The organism is Ktedonobacter racemifer DSM 44963 (assembly GCF_000178855.1).
GTDB classification, from domain to species: Bacteria; Chloroflexota; Ktedonobacteria; order Ktedonobacterales; family Ktedonobacteraceae; genus Ktedonobacter; species Ktedonobacter racemifer.
Genome location: NZ_ADVG01000002.1, coordinates 38939 through 58865, shown reverse-complemented (window position 1 = coordinate 58865; position 19927 = coordinate 38939). Strand labels below are relative to the sequence as shown.

At 55.6% G+C, this 19927-nt stretch carries 14 protein-coding genes and 1 pseudogene; 14 read left to right on the top strand and 1 reads right to left on the bottom strand.

What is annotated here, in order from left to right; genetic code table 11:
• Nucleotides 1-59: 59 nt before the first annotated feature.
• The 11 genes and pseudogenes from KRAC_RS16655 (at nucleotide 60) to KRAC_RS16605 (ending at nucleotide 14437) form a co-directional block, all read left to right on the top strand.
• Nucleotides 60-1355 carry an O-acetylhomoserine aminocarboxypropyltransferase/cysteine synthase family protein gene (locus tag KRAC_RS16655; protein ID WP_007908994.1) on the top strand — a complete coding sequence of 432 codons (1296 nt, stop codon included), beginning with the start codon at nucleotides 60-62 and terminating at the stop codon, nucleotides 1353-1355.
• Nucleotides 1356-1574: 219 nt separating this feature from the next.
• Nucleotides 1575-3908, top strand: coding sequence for a xanthine dehydrogenase family protein molybdopterin-binding subunit (locus KRAC_RS16650; RefSeq protein WP_007908987.1), 2334 nt, complete (start codon nucleotides 1575-1577; stop codon nucleotides 3906-3908).
• Nucleotides 3909-4127: 219 nt separating this feature from the next.
• Nucleotides 4128-5183 (top strand): HEAT repeat domain-containing protein, encoded by a 1056-nt coding sequence (locus KRAC_RS16645; RefSeq protein WP_007908986.1) that lies wholly within the window; start codon nucleotides 4128-4130, stop codon nucleotides 5181-5183.
• 258 nt (nucleotides 5184-5441) lie between these two features.
• Nucleotides 5442-6623, top strand: a complete 1182-nt coding sequence (gene moeB, locus KRAC_RS16640; protein ID WP_007908984.1) for a molybdopterin-synthase adenylyltransferase MoeB — start codon at nucleotides 5442-5444, stop codon at nucleotides 6621-6623.
• 91 nt (nucleotides 6624-6714) lie between these two features.
• A complete protein-coding gene (locus tag KRAC_RS16635) occupies nucleotides 6715-6987 on the top strand; it encodes a MoaD/ThiS family protein (protein ID WP_007908982.1) in 273 nt (90 codons plus the stop codon).
• A 25-nt stretch (nucleotides 6988-7012) separates the two neighbouring features.
• Entirely contained in the window at nucleotides 7013-7948 is a 936-nt protein-coding gene (locus KRAC_RS16630; protein ID WP_007908980.1) for a PLP-dependent cysteine synthase family protein, read from the top strand.
• Entirely contained in the window at nucleotides 7942-8391 is a 450-nt protein-coding gene (locus tag KRAC_RS16625; RefSeq protein WP_007908979.1) for a M67 family metallopeptidase, read from the top strand. The genes KRAC_RS16630 and KRAC_RS16625 overlap by 7 nt, the downstream gene beginning before the upstream one ends.
• Nucleotides 8392-8661: 270 nt before the next feature.
• The gene (locus KRAC_RS16620) at nucleotides 8662-10515 is read left to right on the top strand and encodes a hypothetical protein (protein WP_007908977.1); all 1854 of its coding nucleotides are present in this window, start codon (nucleotides 8662-8664) and stop codon (nucleotides 10513-10515) included.
• Between the two features lie 227 nt (nucleotides 10516-10742).
• Nucleotides 10743-11231 (top strand): MarR family transcriptional regulator, encoded by a 489-nt coding sequence (locus KRAC_RS61730; protein ID WP_007908975.1) that lies wholly within the window; start codon nucleotides 10743-10745, stop codon nucleotides 11229-11231.
• A 251-nt stretch (nucleotides 11232-11482) separates the two neighbouring features.
• Nucleotides 11483-12716 (top strand): annotated as a pseudogene (locus tag KRAC_RS16610) (RNA-guided endonuclease InsQ/TnpB family protein).
• Between the two features lie 233 nt (nucleotides 12717-12949).
• On the top strand, nucleotides 12950-14437 hold the full coding sequence (locus KRAC_RS16605; protein WP_007908973.1) for an MFS transporter: 1488 nt from the start codon (nucleotides 12950-12952) through the stop codon (nucleotides 14435-14437).
• Nucleotides 14438-14535: 98 nt separating this feature from the next.
• Here KRAC_RS16605 and KRAC_RS16600 read toward each other — a convergent pair whose 3' ends face one another.
• Nucleotides 14536-14997 carry an NUDIX domain-containing protein gene (locus tag KRAC_RS16600; RefSeq protein WP_007908971.1) on the bottom strand — a complete coding sequence of 154 codons (462 nt, stop codon included), beginning with the start codon at nucleotides 14995-14997 and terminating at the stop codon, nucleotides 14536-14538.
• Nucleotides 14998-15287: 290 nt separating this feature from the next.
• Between KRAC_RS16600 and KRAC_RS16595 the strand changes: the two genes are divergently transcribed.
• From KRAC_RS16595 to KRAC_RS16585, 3 genes are all read left to right on the top strand, one after another.
• Entirely contained in the window at nucleotides 15288-15989 is a 702-nt protein-coding gene (locus KRAC_RS16595; protein ID WP_040443774.1) for a metal-dependent transcriptional regulator, read from the top strand.
• Between the two features lie 402 nt (nucleotides 15990-16391).
• The gene (locus KRAC_RS16590) at nucleotides 16392-17627 is read left to right on the top strand and encodes an NAD(P)/FAD-dependent oxidoreductase (protein WP_007908967.1); all 1236 of its coding nucleotides are present in this window, start codon (nucleotides 16392-16394) and stop codon (nucleotides 17625-17627) included.
• Nucleotides 17628-17986: 359 nt separating this feature from the next.
• The gene (locus KRAC_RS16585) at nucleotides 17987-19705 is read left to right on the top strand and encodes a zinc ribbon domain-containing protein (protein WP_007908965.1); all 1719 of its coding nucleotides are present in this window, start codon (nucleotides 17987-17989) and stop codon (nucleotides 19703-19705) included.
• Nucleotides 19706-19927: the final 222 nt, after the last annotated feature.

Here is a 19927-nt window from a genome sequence, read left to right as displayed (position 1 = left end):
AGAGCGGCTATAATACAACTACCTATTGGCTTCTCTCTATCTTATTGGAGGTTTCTCTCATGCCTGAGATTGATGGCGATCACGTCTTTGGTTTCGATACCCTCTCCGTGCACGCGGGCCAGCGACCCGATCCTACGACTGGCGCGCGCGCGGTTCCCATTTACCAGACGACGTCCTATGTCTTTGACGATACCGACCATGCCGCGCACCTCTTTGCTCTGCAACGCTTCGGCAATATCTATACCCGTATCATGAATCCGACGACCGCTGTCTTCGAGGAGCGTATCGCATCCCTGGAAGGCGGCACTGGCGCCGTGGCGACCGCCTCGGGTATGGCGGCCCAGATGGCGACGATGATGACGCTGCTGCGTCCCGGCGATGAAATTGTGGCCTCCAGCTACCTTTATGGTGGCACGCATACGCAGTTTGACATCACGCTACGCGCCTGGGGCATCAATACCATCTTTGTCGATAGTAATGATCCTGAAAACTTCCGTCGGGCCATTACGCCCAGAACGCGTGCCTTGTACGGCGAGACCATTGGCAACCCTCGTGGAGATGTGCTCGATATTCAGGCTGTGGCCGCTATCGCGCACGAGGCCGGTATTCCCCTGGTCGTGGACAATACCTTTGGGACGCCTTACCTCTGCCGTCCCTTCGAACATGGCGCGGATATCGTCGTGCATTCGGCGACCAAGTTTATTGGCGGGCATGGCACCTCCATCGCGGGCGTAGTGGTCGAGTCGGGGAAGTTCCCCTGGGACAACGGGAAGTTCGCGCATATCGTTGATCCCTCGCCTGGTTACCACGGCGTGCGCTTCTACGAAACTTTTGGAGATTTTTGCTTTTGTATGAAGCTCCGCGTGGAGACGGTTCGTGATACGGGGGCCGCGCTTAGCCCCTTTAACTCCTTCCTGCTGCTCCAGGGCCTCGAAACGCTCTCGCTGCGCATGGAGCGCCATTGTGCCAATGCCCAGCGCGTGGCCGAGTTCTTGCATGAGCATCCCGCTGTGAGTTGGGTGCGCTATCCCGGCTTGAAAGATGATCCCTCGTATGAACTGGCGCAGAAGTATCTGCCGCGTGGCGCGGGTGCTGTCTTCACCTTTGGCGTCAAGGGTGGCTACGAGGCGGGAAAAAAGCTGATCAATAGCGTAAAGCTCCTCTCGCACCTGGCGAACGTTGGCGATGCGCGCAGCCTGGTCATTCATCCCGCCAGCACGACACACCAGCAGCTCTCTGAGGAGAACCAGCTCGCGGGCGGCGTGACCCCAGACCTGATCCGTCTCTCCATCGGCATCGAGAACGTCGAGGATATCCTCTGGGACCTCGACCAGGCCCTGCGCGGCACTTTTTAAGACTAGTGCTGCCTCACCCAGTAGTCGCGTACGCTAGTAGCGGCTACTGGGTGAGGCAGCACTGGAAGAATTGTGATACACTTATAGAGATAATCGGCTACCTCATATTATCCGTGCTCAAGGCACGGCTATCTTTTTTCAGTCAACCTGCCAGCACTGTGCAGGCGACTTTCCTCTTGTTGTTCCTTTTCGCTAGAGATTGTGGGAGATAAGCTCTGCATGACACAAACTGTAGATCAGACTGCACAAGAAACGAATTTTGTTGGCAAGCGTACACGCAGGCAGGACGCCCCGGAAAAGCTGATGGGCCGGACTCGCTTCGCCGGTGATATATCTGCTCCAGGCTTGCTGCATGCGCGCCTCGTGCTCAGCCCCTATGCCCATGCCACCATCAACAACATTGATGTCAGCGAGGCCCTTAACGTGCCAGGTGTGGTTGCTGTCTATACCAGCGAGACGCTTGAGATGGCCAATCCCGATGCCACTTCGCGCTCACAGGCCCCCCTGGCCCGTGGTGAAGCCTGCTGGGCAGGCCACCCTGTGGCGATTGTCGTGGCCGAGACCGAGGCCGCAGCTGAAGATGGTGTCGCCCTCGTGGATGTTGATTATGATCCCCTGCCCGTCGTGCTGGACCCGGTCGAGGCCATGCGTCCCAACTCACCTCTGACACGCTTGCATGCTTCTAAAGAAGGTGGTGAGATCGCTGGTGGCGGTGCGCACGCAGCCGTCGGCTCGGGTGATACCGAAGAAGAGGAGCAGGAAGAGCTCTCCGCCAATGTGAGCGGCAAGACGCATATGAAGCTGGGCGATATCGAGGCTGGCTGGCGCGAGGCCGAGGTCGTGATCGAGCATACGGTGAGCACGCGCCCGGTCCACCAGTCTTATATGGAGTCGCAGTCCATCCTCGTCTCGCCTAGCCCCTCTGGCCATCAACTCGTTGTCTGGCCCAGCGCTCAGGGTATGCTTGGTGTGCGCTCGGACATCTCCGAGGCGCTGAATTTGCCGGAGCGCCAGATTCGCGTTGAGTCGGTGCCTATTGGGGGTGCCTTCGGTGGCAAATTTGGTTTGATCGAGCCCCTGGCGGCGGCGGCGGCCTATAAGGTGCGCAAGCCCGTGCGTTTATCCTTTACTCGCCAGGAAGATCTGCTAGCGGGCAATCCCGCCCCCCAGGCTGTTATTACCCTCAAGCTTGGCGCGAAGAAAGATGGTACGCTGGTGGCCCTCCAGGGTAAAGCCATCTTCGATTCTGGTGCCTATCCTGGTGCCGCGGCAGGCCTGGGCGGCTATCTGCTGGCAAGCACCTATCGCTGCCCCAATGTCGATCTCCACTGTTACGAGGTCCTGACCAATAAGGTCAGCGTGGGCGCCTATCGCGCTCCCAATGCGCCCCAGGCTACTTTCGCCATGGAGACAACGGTCAACAAGCTCTGTGAGGCGCTGGAGATGGATCTGCTGGCGTTCCGCAAGCACAACGCCTTCAAGGAGGGTGATCCCACCATTGATCGTCGCAACTGGCCGCGCATTGGTCTGTTGGAGTGTATTGATGAGCTGGAGAAGCACCCTCTGTGGGTCAACCGCGCCGAGGAGAAGCAGAAGCTTCCCACCGAGCTGAAGGGCTGGAAGGTCGGTATTGGTATCTCAGTCGGTGGCTGGCCGGGCGGTACCGAGCCATCTGCTGCTGCTTGTCGCCTGGAGTCGGACGGGACGCTCTCGGTGGTGCTTGGCACCGTCGATCTGACCGGTTCCGATACCTCGATGGCCTTAATTGCCGCCGAGGGCCTGGGCGTTTCACCGGACCAGGTGAATGTAGTGCATGATAGCACCGATACCATGCCCTATAGTGGTGGCACAGGCGGGAGTAAGACGACCTATGCGATGGGGCCTGCTGTGCTCTCAGCCGTTCGCGATGCACGTCAGCAGATTCTCAACATTGCTAGCAACATGCTGGAGGCCGCCGAGGCGGACCTGGAGATTGTCGAGGGCAAGGTGGCTGTGCGTGGCGTGCCTAACAAGAGCGTCGACCTCAAAGAGGTGGCGAAGATGTCCACACGGCGCTTTGAGCCGGTCTATGGCCGTGGTCGCGCGGGCATTACGACCTCCTCTCCCATGTTTGCCGCGCACCTGGTGAAGCTGGCTGTCGATCCCGATACCGGCGATGTCAAGGTGCTGGACTACGTAGCTGTACAGGATGTCGGTCGCGCGATCAACCCGGCTGAGGTCGAGGGGCAGATCAGTGGTGGCGTCACTCAGGGTCTGGGCTGGGCCTTATTCGAAGGCTATGAGTACGACGAGAACGGCCAACTCCTGACTCCTACGCTGATGGACTACGCTCTGCCGCATAGCTTCGATGTGCCACGGATTACCCCGATTCTGGTAGAGATTCCCTCTGCCCTTGGTCCCTTCGGCGCGAAGGGCGTCGGGGAGCCGCCAGTGGTGCCGGTGGCCGCCGCAGTCGCCAATGCCTTGCACGATGCGCTTGGCGTGCGTGTGACGACGATTCCCGCGACTCCCGAACGCGTCTTTAATGCCCTGTACGAGGCAAACCAGGCATAACTGGCGCATCCCATCCAGTAATCTCTGCGTTTCGCAGGCTCTTCCACATGGAAGGGCCTGCTTTTTTTGGGTGGTGTACCTTGAAAGTAGGTAATGCGATATGCAACTTCTTTCAGGTAGGTGGTGGTGTGGAGTGTGCTGGCAGCCGTAGGCTGCCAGCACACTCCACACCACCACCTACCCAGGCGAGCGCCGCAGGCGCAAGGAGATAAGAAGACGATGCCTCAATTTGATGATCCCTTTACGACAAAGAAGCCCAATGTAACCCAGACGACCACTACAACGCACGCCGAAGTAACCCCTCCTCTGGGTGATATTCCTCCAGCGCAATTGGCGATTAATGCCGCAGAAGGAAGGCGTGGGGCTGCCTGGCGCTTGATGCTCTGGATTATTGACGACGATCCACGTGCGATGGAGGCGGTGGCCTCCCTTGAAGATGATCGCCTGGCCCATCACTTACTTGAGTTTATTGCCCTGGGAACCTGGGCCGGGAAGCCATTTGTGGTTCCACCCAAGCTACGCTCGTCCTATGCACGCATTCGTTTGAGCAACTTGCTTCAGGCCGGAGGCGCGATGACGCGAGAACGCGCCGAACGTGTCCTCTTCGCGGGCTTTCGTGATCGCCGCCAGGAAGTTCGCGGCACCGCGATTACCATCCTGGGCGAGATGGGTGACCGCGTGGCGGAGCCGCTCTTGCTCCAGGCGCTGCACGATCCTTCGCATCAGGTGCGTATGCAGGCCGCTCGCGCGTTGGGCAAGTTGCGCGATCCCTCCGTGGTGCCAACTTTACTGGAAACGCTTAAAGGCGCCGATGAACAGATGGTCAACCAGGTATTTGCCTCCCTGGTTCAGATCGGTCCTCCCGCCATCCCTGCCGTGGCGCATGAGATGCACAGCGCCTCTCCCTGGATCCGCTGGCATTGTATGCGCGCCTTTGGCGAAATGCAGGACTTTCGCGCCATCCCTTACCTGATCGCGGGCTTGCGTGATCCCGATACCGGCGTCTGCTGGATGGCCGCGAAGAGCCTGGTACTCTATGGCAAAGCCAGCCTCGAGCCAGTCTTGCGCCAGTTGGAGAGCAGTGTCCCCAACCAACTGCAAGCCGAGACCTCTTGCTATATTCTCCACCAGCTCTACCTGCGCGATAGCAAGCTCACTCCCTATCTCAAACCCGTGGTCGAGGCATTCAGCGGCGTCGCGAATACGCTTGCCGTTTCTTCCCTGGCCAGCAAGGCACTTGCGCAACTACGCGCCGACCACCTTCTCTCCATATAAACAGGGTGCGCTACTGGCGTACGCGCCTACTGCCGAACAAGTAGGCGCGTACGCCAGTAGCGCACGCACTCTCCCCGGAATAAATCCCCCTCTTTTGCTGTTCTGATGATTAAAGCGAATGTACCTCAAGAAATCGCCATTGCAACCTGCGTTTCTAACCTGTAATTTTCCTTGACAAGTCGTGCGAGCAATTGTAAGCTGTTGTAAGAAATCATAAAACTAACTTGATTAACTTAATCAACAATAAGGAGTGTGAACATGGGCGAGGCATCTCGTGAAATCATGCGCCAGGCAAGGCAGGAAGTGCCGGAGTGGTCGGCCTCTCAGGTACGCCAGAGCCTTGCGGAGCAGCGTGAGAACGGGGAGCAAGCCCCGGACGTGGCCCTGGTAGATGTGCGCGAGAAACATGAATGGAACGAAGGCCATATCCCAGGGGCCATCCACGTACCACGTGGCTTTCTAGAGCTTCAAATTGAAGAAGCAATTCCCGATAAGGACCAGACCGTCGTGCTCTACTGTGCTGGTGGTGTACGCTCATTAATGGCTGGCAAGACGCTTCAGCAGATGGGGTATCGCAATGTCATCTCGATGTCCGGTGGCTTCGGCCAATGGAAGGGCAGCGGCTTCGAATTTGAGATGCCTCGTTTGATGAGCGATGCCCAGGCTCGCCGCTATAGCCGCCACCTGTTGGTGCCTGAGGTGGGTGAGCAGGGTCAGTTCAAACTCCTTGATTCCAAGGTGCTGCTCATCGGCGCGGGTGGCCTCGGCTCCCCCTCGGCGTACTATCTCGCCGCGGCTGGCGTCGGCACGCTGGGCATTATTGATGCCGATGTCGTTGATGAGAGCAACCTGCAACGCCAGATTCTGCATAACACGGATCGTGTTGGTCAGTACAAGGCTGAGTCGGCGAAAGAGACGCTCCAGAAGCTCAATCCCGATGTCAACGTGGTGACCTATATCGAGCGCCTCGATGAAGAAAACGTACGGCGCATTATCGCTGACTATGATGTAATCATCGATGGCACCGATAACTTCCCCACGCGTTATCTCCTCAACGACGCGGCTCTGCTGGCGAATAAGCCGGTCATCCATGGCAGTGTCTTCCGTTTTGAGGGGCAGTTGACTGTCTTTAAACCCTATGATGGCCCATGCTATCGTTGTCTCTATCCCGAGCCCCCACCTCCTGCCCTGGCGCCTAGCTGCGCTGAGGCCGGTGTGCTTGGCGTGCTCCCTGGTATCGTTGGTCTCTTGCAGGCGACCGAGGCCATTAAACTCCTGTTGGGCATTGGCGATCCCCTGGTTGGACGCCTCATGACCTACGATGCCCTGGCTGGTGAGTTTAACGAGCTGAAGCTCTTCCGCGATCCACATTGCGCGGCCTGTGGCGAAAACGGGAATCCCGAGAACTTGCCCACTTATGCCGACGTCTGCGCCCTTTAAATAAAAATAGTTATGTGATGGGGCAAGGTCTGCGACCTTGCCCCATCACATAACCATACCAACTATATAACTCACAAGGAGTAATAAACATATGGCAACCGTTCGACTTGCACCAGTTCTTCGCCCTAGCGCTGGCGGCTCCAAACAGGTAAGCGCACAGGGTAGCACCCTGACCGAGGTACTCAATGACCTCTATCAGCACTATCCCGCGCTTAAAGATCAGATCCAGCCCAGTGGTGAGCTGAGCCGTTTTATCAATATCTATGTTAACGACCAGGACGTCCGCTATCTCCAGGGCCTTGAGACCGTCGTCGGCGCGAGCGATACCGTGATCCTCTTGCCCGCCATGGCCGGGGGCCGGTGACTAAATAAGGAGCCAGGTGAACGATATGCGCTATAGCAGTTTACTAGAGACAATTGGCAATACTCCCCTGGTGGAACTAAAAAGCTTTAGCCCGCATCCAGGTGTGGAGATCTATGCCAAGCTTGAGGGAGCCAATCCTTCGGGGAGTGTCAAAGATCGCATCGCCAAACGGATGATCGAGGAGGCTGAGGCCGCTGGCCGCCTCCAGCCAGGGGCTACCCTGCTGGAGCCGACAAGCGGCAATACCGGTATTGCCCTGGCGATGATTGCGCGCCTCAAAGGCTACCAGTTTGTCGCCGTGCTGCCCGATAACGTTACCAGGGAGCGTGCTCAATTGCTCGAACTCTATGGCGCAAAGATTATCTTCTCCGATGGAAAACTTGGTAGTAACGGAGCGGTCAAACTCGCCAAAGAGCTTGCCAGCCAGGATGAGCGCTATGTCATGCTCTACCAGTATGGCAATGAGGGCAATCCCCGTGCGCACTACTATGGTACAGCGGTCGAGATCATTCAGGATCTGCCCGATATCGCAGCCTTCGTGGCGGGCCTGGGGACAGGTGGTACCCTCACTGGGACCGCGCGTCGCTTGAAGGAGTATAATTCTGCCATCAAAGTCATTGCCGCCGAACCCATGCAGGGCGAAGGTGTGCAGGGCCTGCGCAGCCTGGCGGACGGCTTTGTGCCTCCTGTGCTTGATCAGAGCCTACTCGATGGTAAGATCCTCGTCTCCAGCATCGATTCGATCCGGCGGACGCGTCAGTTGAAAGATCAGGAGGGAATCTTTGCCGGCCCCTCGTGTGGCGCTTCTCTCCACGCGGCCATACGCGTCGCGGAGCAGATGGAGCAGGGCAAGGTCGTGACGCTGCTCGCGGATGGCGGCTGGAAATATCTCAGCGAAGACCTGTGGACACGCAGCCTGGATTCCATCGAAGAGGGATTGGAGTCGAAGGTTCTATGGTAGCAGAGACACATTCTTCCTCAACCGGCTTTGTCATACGTGTGCCGGAGACCATTTACCAGGAAATGGCGGCCCATGTCCTCGCTGGCTACCCCAACGAGGCCTGTGGCGCCCTTGGCAGCGTCGACGGGACGGTCGTCAAGAACTACCCAGCCCAGAATGTCGCTGAGCATCCCGACGACTTCTCGATCATCAGCGAGCGCGATATTGTCCGCATCTTTAACGATATTGACGCCTATGATGGCGAGATGATCTACTATCACTCGCATCCTATCAGCGAGGCCTATCCCTCTGCTCGCGACCGCGAGTGGGCTAAACGTAGCGGCTATCTCTACATTATCTTTTCGCTGCAATACCAGCCCGAGCCTCCCTATGCACGCGTGTTTCGCATCGATCCACGCGGCGAGGTGACCGAGGGCCACATCGAGCGCCTCCCCAGCGCCTGATAAATTGTAGTATGGGGAATGTCAGAGGCATTTCACACCACATTCCCCATACTCCATGCGAAATGTCGCAGACGCTGAGAACACCTCTTAAAGAAATTCCTACCCACGCTGAAATGGCTATTCTGTAGCTATTCCTTCCAGCTATTCGCTTGTATTACTAGATTGGATGAGTTGACCGACGCTGCACTACTGCTGCTTGCCTGATTGGTGGGAAAGTATGTATTATGCATGCAGCACCAAATTTTCTTATGATAAGGTTACAAAGTACGTATGCAGCATTGGAGCAAGCGTTTATTCGCTACGTCTATTAAATATGCGTGGCAGAGGAAACACGCCCTGCTAGCCTTGCTGATCATTGGCTGGGCCGTCTATTTGCGTGTCTACCTGGTCGCACAGGGCTGGCCACTGATGGATAGCGATGAAGGCACGATGGGCATCATGGCGCTCCACATCTGGCGTGGACAGGATTTTCCGGTCTTTTTCTATGGCCAAAGCTATATGGGGTCTCTAGAAGCCTACCTGGGCGCGGCCTTCTTCTCCCTCTTTGGCCCCACGCTTTTTGCGCTCCGCCTGGGCCTGATCTTTTTATTTGCCCTCTTTCTGCTGGGCATGTACCTGCTCGTCAGCACAATTTACACCAGAAATTTGGCTATTTTTGTGCTCCTTCTCTTGAGCCTGGGTTCTGCCTCGGTGCTGACGCGGCAACTGGTGGCTGTAGGCGGGATACCCGAGATGCTGGTCTGCGCGACTGGTCTGCTCTTCCTCTCGCTCTGGCTGGCCCGGACGTATGACCGCTCACGCATGTTGCATGGCTGGCGCCTCCTGATCTATGCTCTCTGGGGCATCCTGGCGGGCGTCGGCTTTTGGAGCCATGCCCTCATCCTGCCTCTGCTGGGGACCGCGGGCCTGCTGCTGCTTATTTTCTGCCTGCGCGAGCTTATCTGGGGAGGTGCGGTGGCGCTGGTAGTGGGCCTTGGCTTTGGCTTGCTTCCCTATATTTTCTATAACTACCATGCCAACCCCGGTCAGGATACGCTCTCCTATCTGTTTTATGTTCAGAGCGCCAATGGCGTTGATCTCCCGCCTAAAGGTGTGCTCTTCCCCCTGCAAATCAAGGGCACATTCTTGACGACCTTGCCAGGAGCCACGGGTTCTTTCCCGCTCTGCTCTCTTGCCGATACCCATCTCTTGCGCACAGAGAATCTGCATGGTCTCCGCTGCACCCTGACGCAAAGCGGGTGGTCGGCCGTGCTTTGTTTCCTCTGGCTGGTTAGCCTGGGGATGGGCATCTGGGCTATCTATCGCCTTGTGCGTGGACGCCTGGCAGGTGGCACGTGGCGGCGTGAGGAGTTGATTCGCCATGCGGGCCATTTCGCGCTCTTGCTTAATGCCCTTTTGACGGTGCTTCCTTTCTTATTGAGTCCTAATTCCGCGCTCTTCGCCGTCGCGGATATGCGCTATCTCTCCGCCCTCTGGATGACAACTCCGGCGTTGCTCTGGCCGCTCTGGTGTGGTCTGGAGCGAGCGGGCTGGCTCTTCTCCCTTCCACATCCGGCGCTTTCCGCACTCTCGGTACCCGCCGCTCGCGTGCAAACGAGGCTGTCCTTTCTCCGGTTCTCCCTGAGTGTCAGCGCATTAGCCCGTTTGAGCCTGCTTCTCCTGCTCGCGACCGTGCTTTGCCTGGGAACCAGGAGCGTTGTGCAGGGATACCCGCCTGCTCCATCTGTCGAGCAGCGCGCTGATGCCTACGCGATCCAGGATGTCTACCAGTATAAAGGCGTGCCCCAGGTGCAGACCTTCAATCGCCAGGAGGCCGAGTTGATGAAGGACCTTGAGCGTATCCATGTCACGCACATCTACTCGGATTACTGGACCTGCAATCGCTTGATATTTAAGTCTCTGGAGCATATTATCTGTGGCGTGATGCGTGATCGCCTCTTAGTGGGCCAGAATCGTTATCCCCTCTACTATGTCATTGTCTCTTCCGATACCAGGGCCGCCTATGTTTTCCCGGAGAACTCTTCCCAGGCCGAGACCTTCCACCAGCAACTGCGCTTCCGGAAGAAGCCCTTTAAGCTCTATCACTTCGCGGGCTACATCGTCTACACCCCTACCTCTGGCTAACAGTTCCACCTTCTCGCGCCTGCGGCGCTCATAAAGTGTTGCATGGCCAGCATCCGCCAGCCATGCAACACACCCTCAATGAGTAAAGTGTGGTGGTATTGGACACGGGCAGAGCCCGTGTCCAATACCACCACACTTTACTCATTGAGCGCCGCAGGCGCGAAAGGTATGCCTGGTGCGTAATTTGTGATATGGTACTATTGAGATTACTGAAAAATGGATAGATTATGACAAACGATTCACGACGTGATGACGCGGCTCTCGCCATGGAGCTATTAGAGATTATGCCGCGTATGCAACGGCGCATCTATGCCGACGTTCTGGCGGCACGCGACTCGCAGCAGGACGCGCGCTGGCAGGACTTCTCAGAGGTGCAGGCCACTCCTGGTCAGCTCTCGCTCCTGCGTATCCTCGTGGGGCGCAAGCGCTGTACTATGCAGGAGTTAGCCGAGCAGGCGGTCGTGGCCCCCTCAACCGCGACGGCGATGGTCAAGCGCCTGCTGGCACAGGGCTATGTTGAACGCTTTCGCGGCTCAGAAGATTGGCGTACCGTCTGGGTCCAACCCACGACCCGCGGGGAGCAGGTCGTGGCCGTCTACGATCAGATTTACCTGGCGTCACTGCAAACGCGCCTCCAGCAATTAAGCACTACTGAACGCGCGCAGCTTCTGGCCGCTCTTCCCGCCCTCCAGCACTTGATCGACCTGGAAATGTAGCGTGGTCCGCTCATGTTTCTTCACCCAAAACGCCGCAGGATGCCCCTGCCCTTTCAGGCATGGGGAGGAATGCGGCGTTCCTTTGGAGGTGGCTTGGGTGGAATACGCCGTAGACATGCTTTCATCTGCTCATGTATTGTTGACAGTCAGATGAAAACTATGGTATAATTTAGCGTATGTAAACGGTATTAACAGCGAAACTCAAATTAAATACAACGCCCGAGCAATTCAAGGCATTACGTACAACGCAACTGGCGTATCGGGATTCTCTCAACTATGTGAGCCAGTACGCCTTTGCGCATGGCAAGATGAGCAATGCTGTTCGTTTGCAAGATGCCACCTACGAAGAGATCCGCCTCCGTTTTCATCTGCCTTCGCAAATGGCCTGTTCTGTTCCTCGCCAAGTTGGTGCCTCGTATAAAACCCTCTGGACAAAGGTCAAGAACAATGCTGTTCATCGTAAGGAAGGGAAGACCAAGAAACGCTACAAAGGGCTTGATAAGGCTCCCAAGTTCATCTCCCCCACGTTGACCTATCAGTACAAGAAAGACTACACGTTCAAGAAAGAGCAGCACGTGAGCATCCTGACCCTTGAGGGACGTGTTATCGTGCCCTATACTGGCTACAATAAGCATGTGGCATTGATCCAGCGTGGAGCGGAGATTGGTGCATCGAAACTCTGGTATGACAAGCCCAAGAAACAATTTTACCTCCTTGTCTCTCTTGAAATTGAGACGGCTGATCCTACACCTGAAACGCACAAGCAGGTCGCCGGAGTGGATGTGGGGATGCGATACCTTGCCGTCACGGCGACGATGCAAGGGGATTGCACCTTCCATTCAGGCAAACAGATTGTCCCCAAGGCAAACCACTACGCACGACTGAGAAAACGTCTGCAAAAGAAAGGCACTCGTTCAGCGACAAGAAGGCTCGTTGCCATCAGTGGACGAGAGAGACGGTTGAAGCAGAATACCAATCATGTCGTGAGTAAGCGGATTGTCCTACAGCACCCTCAAAGCTTGATTGGACTGGAGCATCTGACAGACATTCGAGAGCGTACCAAACGACGCAAAGGCAAAAATGCAAAACAGCGAAAAGCCAATCGTACCTTCTCCAAATGGTCCTTCGCTGAGTTGCATAGCATGATTGCCTATAAAGCGCTCTTACATCGAAGTATGGCGATCAAGGTCGATGCCAACTACACCTCGCAGGCCTGCCCCAAATGTGGGCACACCTGCAAAGAGAATAGACCCAACAAAGGATTGCTCTTTGTCTGTCAGAATTGTCAGTACACGCTCCATGCCGATCTGGTTGGTGCAAGAAACATTGCGATGCGAACGCTTCTTATCCGGCAAGACTGGAGAGGAACGGGCCTCTTGTCAGTACGCGCCTTCTGTGTCGGACGATGAAGCCAAAGCAGCACGCCTGAAAAGGTATGCTGAATTGCGGTGGAGTTCAGACACAACTCCAAGCCCTCGGCTTTAGCCGTAGGGTACTGACTTCTCATTATGGCCCTTTCTTGTTTTTCACCTTCAATTCTTTTAGAGCAGTACGCAGCATCATTGAGCCGTGTCACTCCACGCTGAGGGAAGGCCGCGTGAGAGGCGCTGCGCAGTTTTTGTTTGTCTCTCGACTTGCCACAATTAATTCGCATGTCATATATTTAGATTGTCGAAGCTTTTTGCTGCGAATAGCACTACTTTTCAGAAAGGATTCGAATGCAAACTTCTCAATCTTCATCACCTGAGAATGTTCAGCCAGAGGTGGCTGTAGATGAGTCGGCCAGCCAGCATGGTGGCTATCAATGGACGGCTCTCTCTGTGACCACGGTTGGTGCATTGCTCGCTTCTATTCAAGGTTCTGCACTTCTTATTGTTCTCCCCAATATCCTTGAAGATCTAAAAGTTTCTTTCTTCATTATCATGTGGGTACTGCTCTCGTACCTGTTAATTATGACTGTGCTTACTCCTATCGTGGGGCGCCTGGCGGACATCTGGGGGCGCAAACGCCTCTACAATAGCGGTTTCTTTATGTTTACCCTTGGCTCGCTGATCGCGGGCCTGGCCCAGCCCCAGTTCCACGGTGCTGACCTGATCGCGGGTCGTGTGGTCCAGGGCGTGGGTGGTGCATTGATGATTACGAATTCGACCGCCATCGTGACAGATGCCTTCAAAAAGGGCCAGGTGGGCCTGGGACTTGGCGTGAACCAGATCGCGGGCGCCGCGGGCTTCTTGCTGGGCCCGATTATCGGTGGCCTGCTTGCGCAGTTCTCCTGGCGCTGGGTCTTCCTCTTCAACGTGCCTATCGGTATCTTCGGGATGCTATGGGGCATCTGGCGCCTGCGTGAACCCGTCAGGCTGAAGGCCCACCAGCATATCGACTGGGTGGGGGCTCTCCTGCTCGCGCTTGGCCTGACCGGTGTCTTCCTCGCGTTGACCATGCTGGCCTTCCCGATGCTTCCTATGCCTGTGATTACCGCCATGTTTGTGGGAGGCGTTATCTGCCTGGCTCTCTTTGGCGTCATTGAGCCACGGGTGAAAGAGCCCATCGTACAGCTTCGCCTCTTCGGTCATCGCCTCTTTACGATGGCCAGCCTGAGCGGCCTGTTCAATGGTATTGCGCGTGGCGCGGTGCTTTTTCTCTTGATCTTCTTCTTGCAGGGTCCCTATGGTCAGGATCCTCTGACGGCTGGCCTTATGCTTACGCCCTTTGGCCTGGCGTTCATGATTATTGGCCCCTTGAGTGGTCGCTTATCGGATCGCATTGGCTCGCGTCTCCTGGCTCCTATTGGCCTGGGCGTCTCGGCGCTGGGCTTGCTGGGCCTGGTTTTTGTCGAGCCGACGACGCCGTTCTGGCTCTTGTGTGTCTTTATGGCGCTGATGGGCGGTGGTTCCGGCTTCTTTACCTCGCCTAATACCAACGCTATTATGAGCTCGGTAATCCCTCAGATGCGTGGCGCGGCGGCTGGCATCCTTAATATGCTCAATAACACAGGGCAGATGTTGAGTATCGCGATTGTCTTCCCCATTGCTCTGAGCAAGGTGCCCCAGGATGCGATGATGGCTATCTTCATCTACGGTGGCGGCATGAGCAAGTACCCGCAGGCCCTGGCCATCTTTATGAGCGGCCTGCACTCTGCCTTCCTCGTATGCTGTATTATCAGTGTGGTGGCTATGGTGGTCGCGGCCCTGCGCCCCGCCCACTAAAAAACGCTGTAGGGTCCATGCTTGCATGGACTCTTTTCGCCAGAGGATGTGCTTGATCTGTGCGAACTAGTCCATGCAAGTATGGACCCTACAACATCTTAGAACTCGTGATAGATGGCTCCCTGCTGGGTGAGGGCCTTCAGGGCCAGGGGCAGCGCGGCCGTCAGGCGTGTGCTGAGCAACTCGCGTGCCTCATCGTAGGTGGCGAAACGATATTCAATTAACTCGGCTTCCTGAAGACGAATGCTGGCGATCTCCTCCTCGCTGAGCACGCCTCCATAGAAAATGAACTGTAAACTCTCCGTCTTGAGGCCGTCTTGCCCCTTGTAATCCACGCACAATAAACGCGTGATGGGGATACTCAAGCCCAATTCCTCCAGCACCTCGCGTTTGCACGCGCTCAGGGGTGACTCATCGGGGTCCACAATTCCACCTGGAAAGAGCCAGTCCGGCCGGTAGTTCGGCTTCACAATAAGAATCTTCTCGCCCCGATCAAAGAAGAGGGCCGCCGTTCCCATGCGTTTCTTCGGTAATGTCTCGTAGAACGTTTTCTCATCCATATCGAAAGCATAACATGCTATTGGTACAATGGGAAGCTTTCGCGCCTGCGGCGCTCAGGGGTAGTATGGATGGGCATGTGGGGCCGGCATTCGCCGGCCCCACATGCCCATCCATACTACCCCTAGGCGAGCTTGCGAGCTGATGAATAGGCCCTGATATAGATATGAGGCGCATAAGCATCAATTATATGCTTATGCGCCTCACACAAAATTCCCTTGCATTCCTCTCGCCTTTTTGATATCATGCATCCATAGAGGATGCAGAATTACGTTCGGACAAAGCGGAGGGTATGGTGCACAAATCTATCCAGGAACTGGCACCGCGTATCAGTGATTGCCTCAAATTAATTTACTCGTTGCAAGAACGCGGCCAGAAAGTCTCAACTTCTATCGTGAGCGAGAAATTAGGCGTCAGTGATGCCACCGTCACGATGATGTTCAAGGACTTCGCGACCGCGGGCTGGGTAGAGCATGTTCCTTATCATGGTGTGCGCCTGACCGAACTGGGCGAACGTAAAGCCATTGAGATTATTCGCCATCACCGCCTGCTCGAACTCTACCTGGCGCGTGAGCTTGGCTATACCTGGGATAAGGTCCACGAAGAGGCCGACCGCTTAGAGCATGTCATCTCCGAGGAGTTTGAAGAGAAGCTTGATGCTCTGCTGGGTTATCCTACTGTTGATCCTCACGGTGACCCTATTCCCAGCAAGGATGGCGTTATTATGCGCCGCCAGGGTCAGCAGCTCTCACAATTTCCCGTTGCTACCCCAGCGCGGATCATTCGCGTCAGCGACCAGGATTCTGAGAAGCTCTGCTACCTTGGCAAACTGGGCCTCTACCCAGAAGCTTTGATCCAGATCATAGAGCGTGCTCCCTTTAATGGCCCCCTGCGCGTGCTTGTAGAGAAGCCAGGCTCACAAGAGGAGCATCTTATCAGTGTTGACCTCGCCGAGCATATTGTGGTTACCTTGCTTCCTGTCGGGGACGCATAAGGCAGCTTTTCCACGTCCGCCGCTCGCGGCTCTTCAGCGCCTCGGGCCTATACTTGTGTGCTTTCTCCCCTCTTATTGGTCGCTTGCTAACCTGTATCTTACCTTACCTTACATTCCTATTTCTGTCCCGTACTGTTGCGTTTCCTCAGTTCTATGCGACATTATATAAAGAAAACTATCCACATGTGCATCTTATTCATTGTGCTGTAGCCAGCCCTGAACAGTGCCGTTCCCAGAGCGATTGTGATCACTGCTGCCCAGTAGAAAATTGCACGGGAAAAATGCATGATCAACGATGAGTGTAAAGAAGGGATAGTTTTCTCACAACGACTATGTTAAGATGCACACAAAACAGAAGCTTCATGCTTCAGGGTGGACATTTCGCTAAAAGGAGTGATTTACTTGGCAACGCACGAAAAAAGATATGTCATTATCGGGAACGGGATTGCTGGCACAACCGCTGCGGAGACGCTTCGCAAGAATGATCCCAATTGCAGCATTCATTTGCTGACCAATGAGGCGTATCCTCTCTATAATCGCGTCTCGCTTCCACGTTTTTTACAAGGTGTTATTGTCGAACAGAAAGTCATGATTCGTGACGTCGCCTGGCATGAGCAGCGAAACATTACGCTGATGCGTGAAACCCTGGCCGTGTCGATCAATACCGAAGAGCGCGTTGTGGTGACCGATAAGGGACAGCAGCTTCCATATGATGCCCTGTTGATTGCGACCGGCGGCTGGGCCAACACGCTCAACGTTCCTGGGGCCTCAGATGCGAAACATATCTATAACTTCGTAACGCTTGATGACACCAAGACGATTATTGAGCGTATGCTTGAGTCAAAGACGGCCCTGGCGTATGGTGGTAGCTTTATTTCTTACGAATTGTGTGATGGCTTCGCGGTCCGCAAACTGGATACGACCTGGCTGATGCGTGGCCCCTACTGGCTGCGCAGCGCGCTTGACGCCGAGGGTGGCGAGGTCGTGGATAATATCGCGCGTAAGTTTGGTGTCGAGGTCATCCACGGCGACGAAATCGAGAGCGTCGTGCCCAAAAATGGTGTGCCGAGCTATGTCAAGACCAAAAAGGGGCGCGAGATCCAGGCCGATATGATCGGTATCGGACTGGGCATCACCCTCAATACGCAACTTGTGGAACACACACACATTAAAGTTCGTGGTGGTATCGTCGTCGACGAGTTTCTGGAGACCAATGTCGAGGGCGTCTATGCCGCTGGCGACGTCGCCGAGTTCTATGATCCCACGATTGGCTACCATCACACTATGGGCACCTGGGACAACGCCATGGCCCATGGGCGTATCGCTGGCACCAATATGGGCGGTGGACACCAGGCCTATCTCGATGTGCCAACCTATACCAGCCCTCTCTTCGACGTCAATATTGCCGTCGTTGGTATCGCTGAATCCAATAACCCAGAATTGGAAACGGTCACACGTCGCGAACCCGGCGAGAAGGGGAACGAGAACTATCGCAAGCTCTTCTTGCGCGACAACAAACTCGTAGGTGTGCTGATGATCGGTAGCCCCAAGGGCCGCAAGAAACTGGTTGAACTGGTAAAGAACCAGCAAGTACTTGTCACACCCGAAGAGCGCGAAGCCGTACTCACCCTTAAGTAAAATACTTATTGCCCTTAGTACTACATACGTGGTATTGTAGGGTCCATGCTGGTATGGACTCTGAGGCTTGCAGTCCAAGCTAGCTTGGATCCTACAAGTACTGAATGCGCCATTACGTGTTCGCAATACGTTACAAGTGTAGAGGATGTGATGTGGGGAAAGGCCGCAGGCCTTTCCCCACATCACATCCCATATCCCACGGAGTAGCGAGAAGCTTTACTTAGATATCTATTTTATGCATTGTTGTGTTTCTATCTTGCGTCCAGCTCATTAGCTCTATGCTTGACTGTTAAAACACAAGACATTATTTTATATACTATCAAACGTTTCGTCCGAAGCTAGAGGTAGGAGACATTTCTGTGGAATTGAAATGTGCTAATTGTGGCCTGGCGTTACCAGGAGAGAACGCCCGGTTCTGTAATAATTGTGGCACTCTTGTCCCTTCGCATCCTTTTAGTCCTCATTCAAAAGGGAAGACCGGCGCTCCTGCTAGTGCGGAAAAAAGCGCTCCCGCTGGCGAGCGTGAGGAGAAGCCCTTGCCTGAGCAGGGGGATGTGCCTCCTGCCTGGATGGAACGCTTAGAGAAAGGTCCAGGCGCGCGCTCTCAAGACAAACCCTCTCCTGAGCCTGCCAAACTGGCTGCGCGTGTGGAGCAAACTCCACCTCCCACTCCTGCCCGTCCTCGCCCACAGCCTGTCGGCGAGTTCTCCTGGCCGGATCCCGTGACACATACAATAGTGAAAGACTCTTCCGCGAAAGAAGGCTCTCAGCAGCCGCGCCAGCCCTCACCGGCAGCGTTTTCGGATGATGACCTGTCGCGCTTTGCCGCTACTTCTCAATCCAGCATTGAGTCCTTCGTATCTCCCAATGAAAACAAGCAGCCTGAAACCAGCAGGGATTGGTCGCAGGAGGCCACAATTGCTCCACACGCCTGGCAGGATGAACAGTCGCACAAGAACGAGGACATAGACGCTATCCCCACACAAGCGCTTCAGGTCAGTGATGTGCGTAAAGAGCAAGAGGCGCAAGCGCGCCAGCGGCGCGAGGATTTTGATCAATTGCATACCACGCCGCTTCAGGCCCAGGCTCCCTCCACTCCAAAGGAGTCTCACCTGGCAGATGAGCGTACACAATCTATCTCGGGCAGCGGCGATGCGTTCCCGCTAGCCGAGCGTGGGAATAGCCTTCGCCCTCCTCAGGCTGATGCCCTCCCCAGGCCTGAGCGTGCGAACCCCGCCCCGGCGCCTCAGCCACCTGTTGGCGCTACACCTTTCCTGGGCCTTGATGCGCATCCGCCCTTTGAGGTGTTGCCCTCTACTCCGCATCCTCAGCAGCGCCCAGATGTTGGTGCGACACCCTTCCTCGGGTTAGACCCCAACGGGCGTTTCCCTGGTGAAATCACGCCAGAGACGCCCCGCCCCGCCCAGAGCTGGCAGGGAGCACCTGCCTCCTCTATGCCAGGGACACCAATTCCCTCGTCACAGCCCGTACAACCCGTGGCTCCTATGGCACCTGCGGCGAGAAAAAGCTCGCGTGGGAAGCTCATCGTTGCTGTGGTTGCTGTGGTGCTTGTTCTGGGCATTGCGCTCTCGGCTGTCTGGCTCACGCTTGGGCATCCCTTTAGCCAGCCACTGCATACCTGGCAAACCTTTAGCGATACCAGCGTCAATGCCTCGATAGAGGTTCCAGATGATTGGTCCTGGAAGGCTGATTCCGCACAGCATAGCGTCACGATTGCCAATGCCGATAGTGCGCACGCTGACGCTCAGACGGGCTTTATCACTATCGCGGTCTCTGACCAGGATCCCGGTGATCTCGCCAAGTATCTGAATCAGCAAGCGACAAAGCTGAGTATGGATAACATGACGCCCAGTGAGACGCTGACCTTCGGCGGGGAGCAGTGGAAGCAACTGCATGGCTCGCTTGTGATACGCAACGCAAACTATACCGGCATTTTACTCGCCACTATGCACAATAACCATCTCTACCTGCTCACCCTGGAGGCGCCGCAGAAGGATTATGCACAGTATGAGCAATCGTTCTTCTCTCATGCCCGCTCCACATGGAAATTCTTATAGTCAAACCACTGGCATACTAATAACTCGTAGCGAAGGTGAAGAGTAAGGGCATACCGTTTGGCATGCCCTTACTCTTCACCTTCGCTATACTCTTTCCCTGCCTGACCTCTTCTGCAATGAGATTGGTATGGTATAATTGCTTTCGATATACCGCGAGAGCGATTTTGGTGCGCATGTAGCTAAGCGTCCAGTATTTACCACGTATGCCCGATGGGCTGGGGA

Coding starts and splice junctions, on each gene's coding strand:
- KRAC_RS16655 (WP_007908994.1), top strand. CDS start 60: ATGCCTGAGATTGATGGCGATCACGTCTTTGGTTTCGATACCCTCTCC.
- KRAC_RS16650 (WP_007908987.1), top strand. CDS start 1,575: ATGACACAAACTGTAGATCAGACTGCACAAGAAACGAATTTTGTTGGC.
- KRAC_RS16645 (WP_007908986.1), top strand. CDS start 4,128: ATGCCTCAATTTGATGATCCCTTTACGACAAAGAAGCCCAATGTAACC.
- moeB (WP_007908984.1), top strand. CDS start 5,442: ATGGGCGAGGCATCTCGTGAAATCATGCGCCAGGCAAGGCAGGAAGTG.
- KRAC_RS16635 (WP_007908982.1), top strand. CDS start 6,715: ATGGCAACCGTTCGACTTGCACCAGTTCTTCGCCCTAGCGCTGGCGGC.
- KRAC_RS16630 (WP_007908980.1), top strand. CDS start 7,013: ATGCGCTATAGCAGTTTACTAGAGACAATTGGCAATACTCCCCTGGTG.
- KRAC_RS16625 (WP_007908979.1), top strand. CDS start 7,942: ATGGTAGCAGAGACACATTCTTCCTCAACCGGCTTTGTCATACGTGTG.
- KRAC_RS16620 (WP_007908977.1), top strand. CDS start 8,662: ATGCAGCATTGGAGCAAGCGTTTATTCGCTACGTCTATTAAATATGCG.
- KRAC_RS61730 (WP_007908975.1), top strand. CDS start 10,743: ATGACAAACGATTCACGACGTGATGACGCGGCTCTCGCCATGGAGCTA.
- KRAC_RS16605 (WP_007908973.1), top strand. CDS start 12,950: ATGCAAACTTCTCAATCTTCATCACCTGAGAATGTTCAGCCAGAGGTG.
- KRAC_RS16600 (WP_007908971.1), bottom strand. CDS start 14,997: ATGGATGAGAAAACGTTCTACGAGACATTACCGAAGAAACGCATGGGA.
- KRAC_RS16595 (WP_040443774.1), top strand. CDS start 15,288: ATGGTGCACAAATCTATCCAGGAACTGGCACCGCGTATCAGTGATTGC.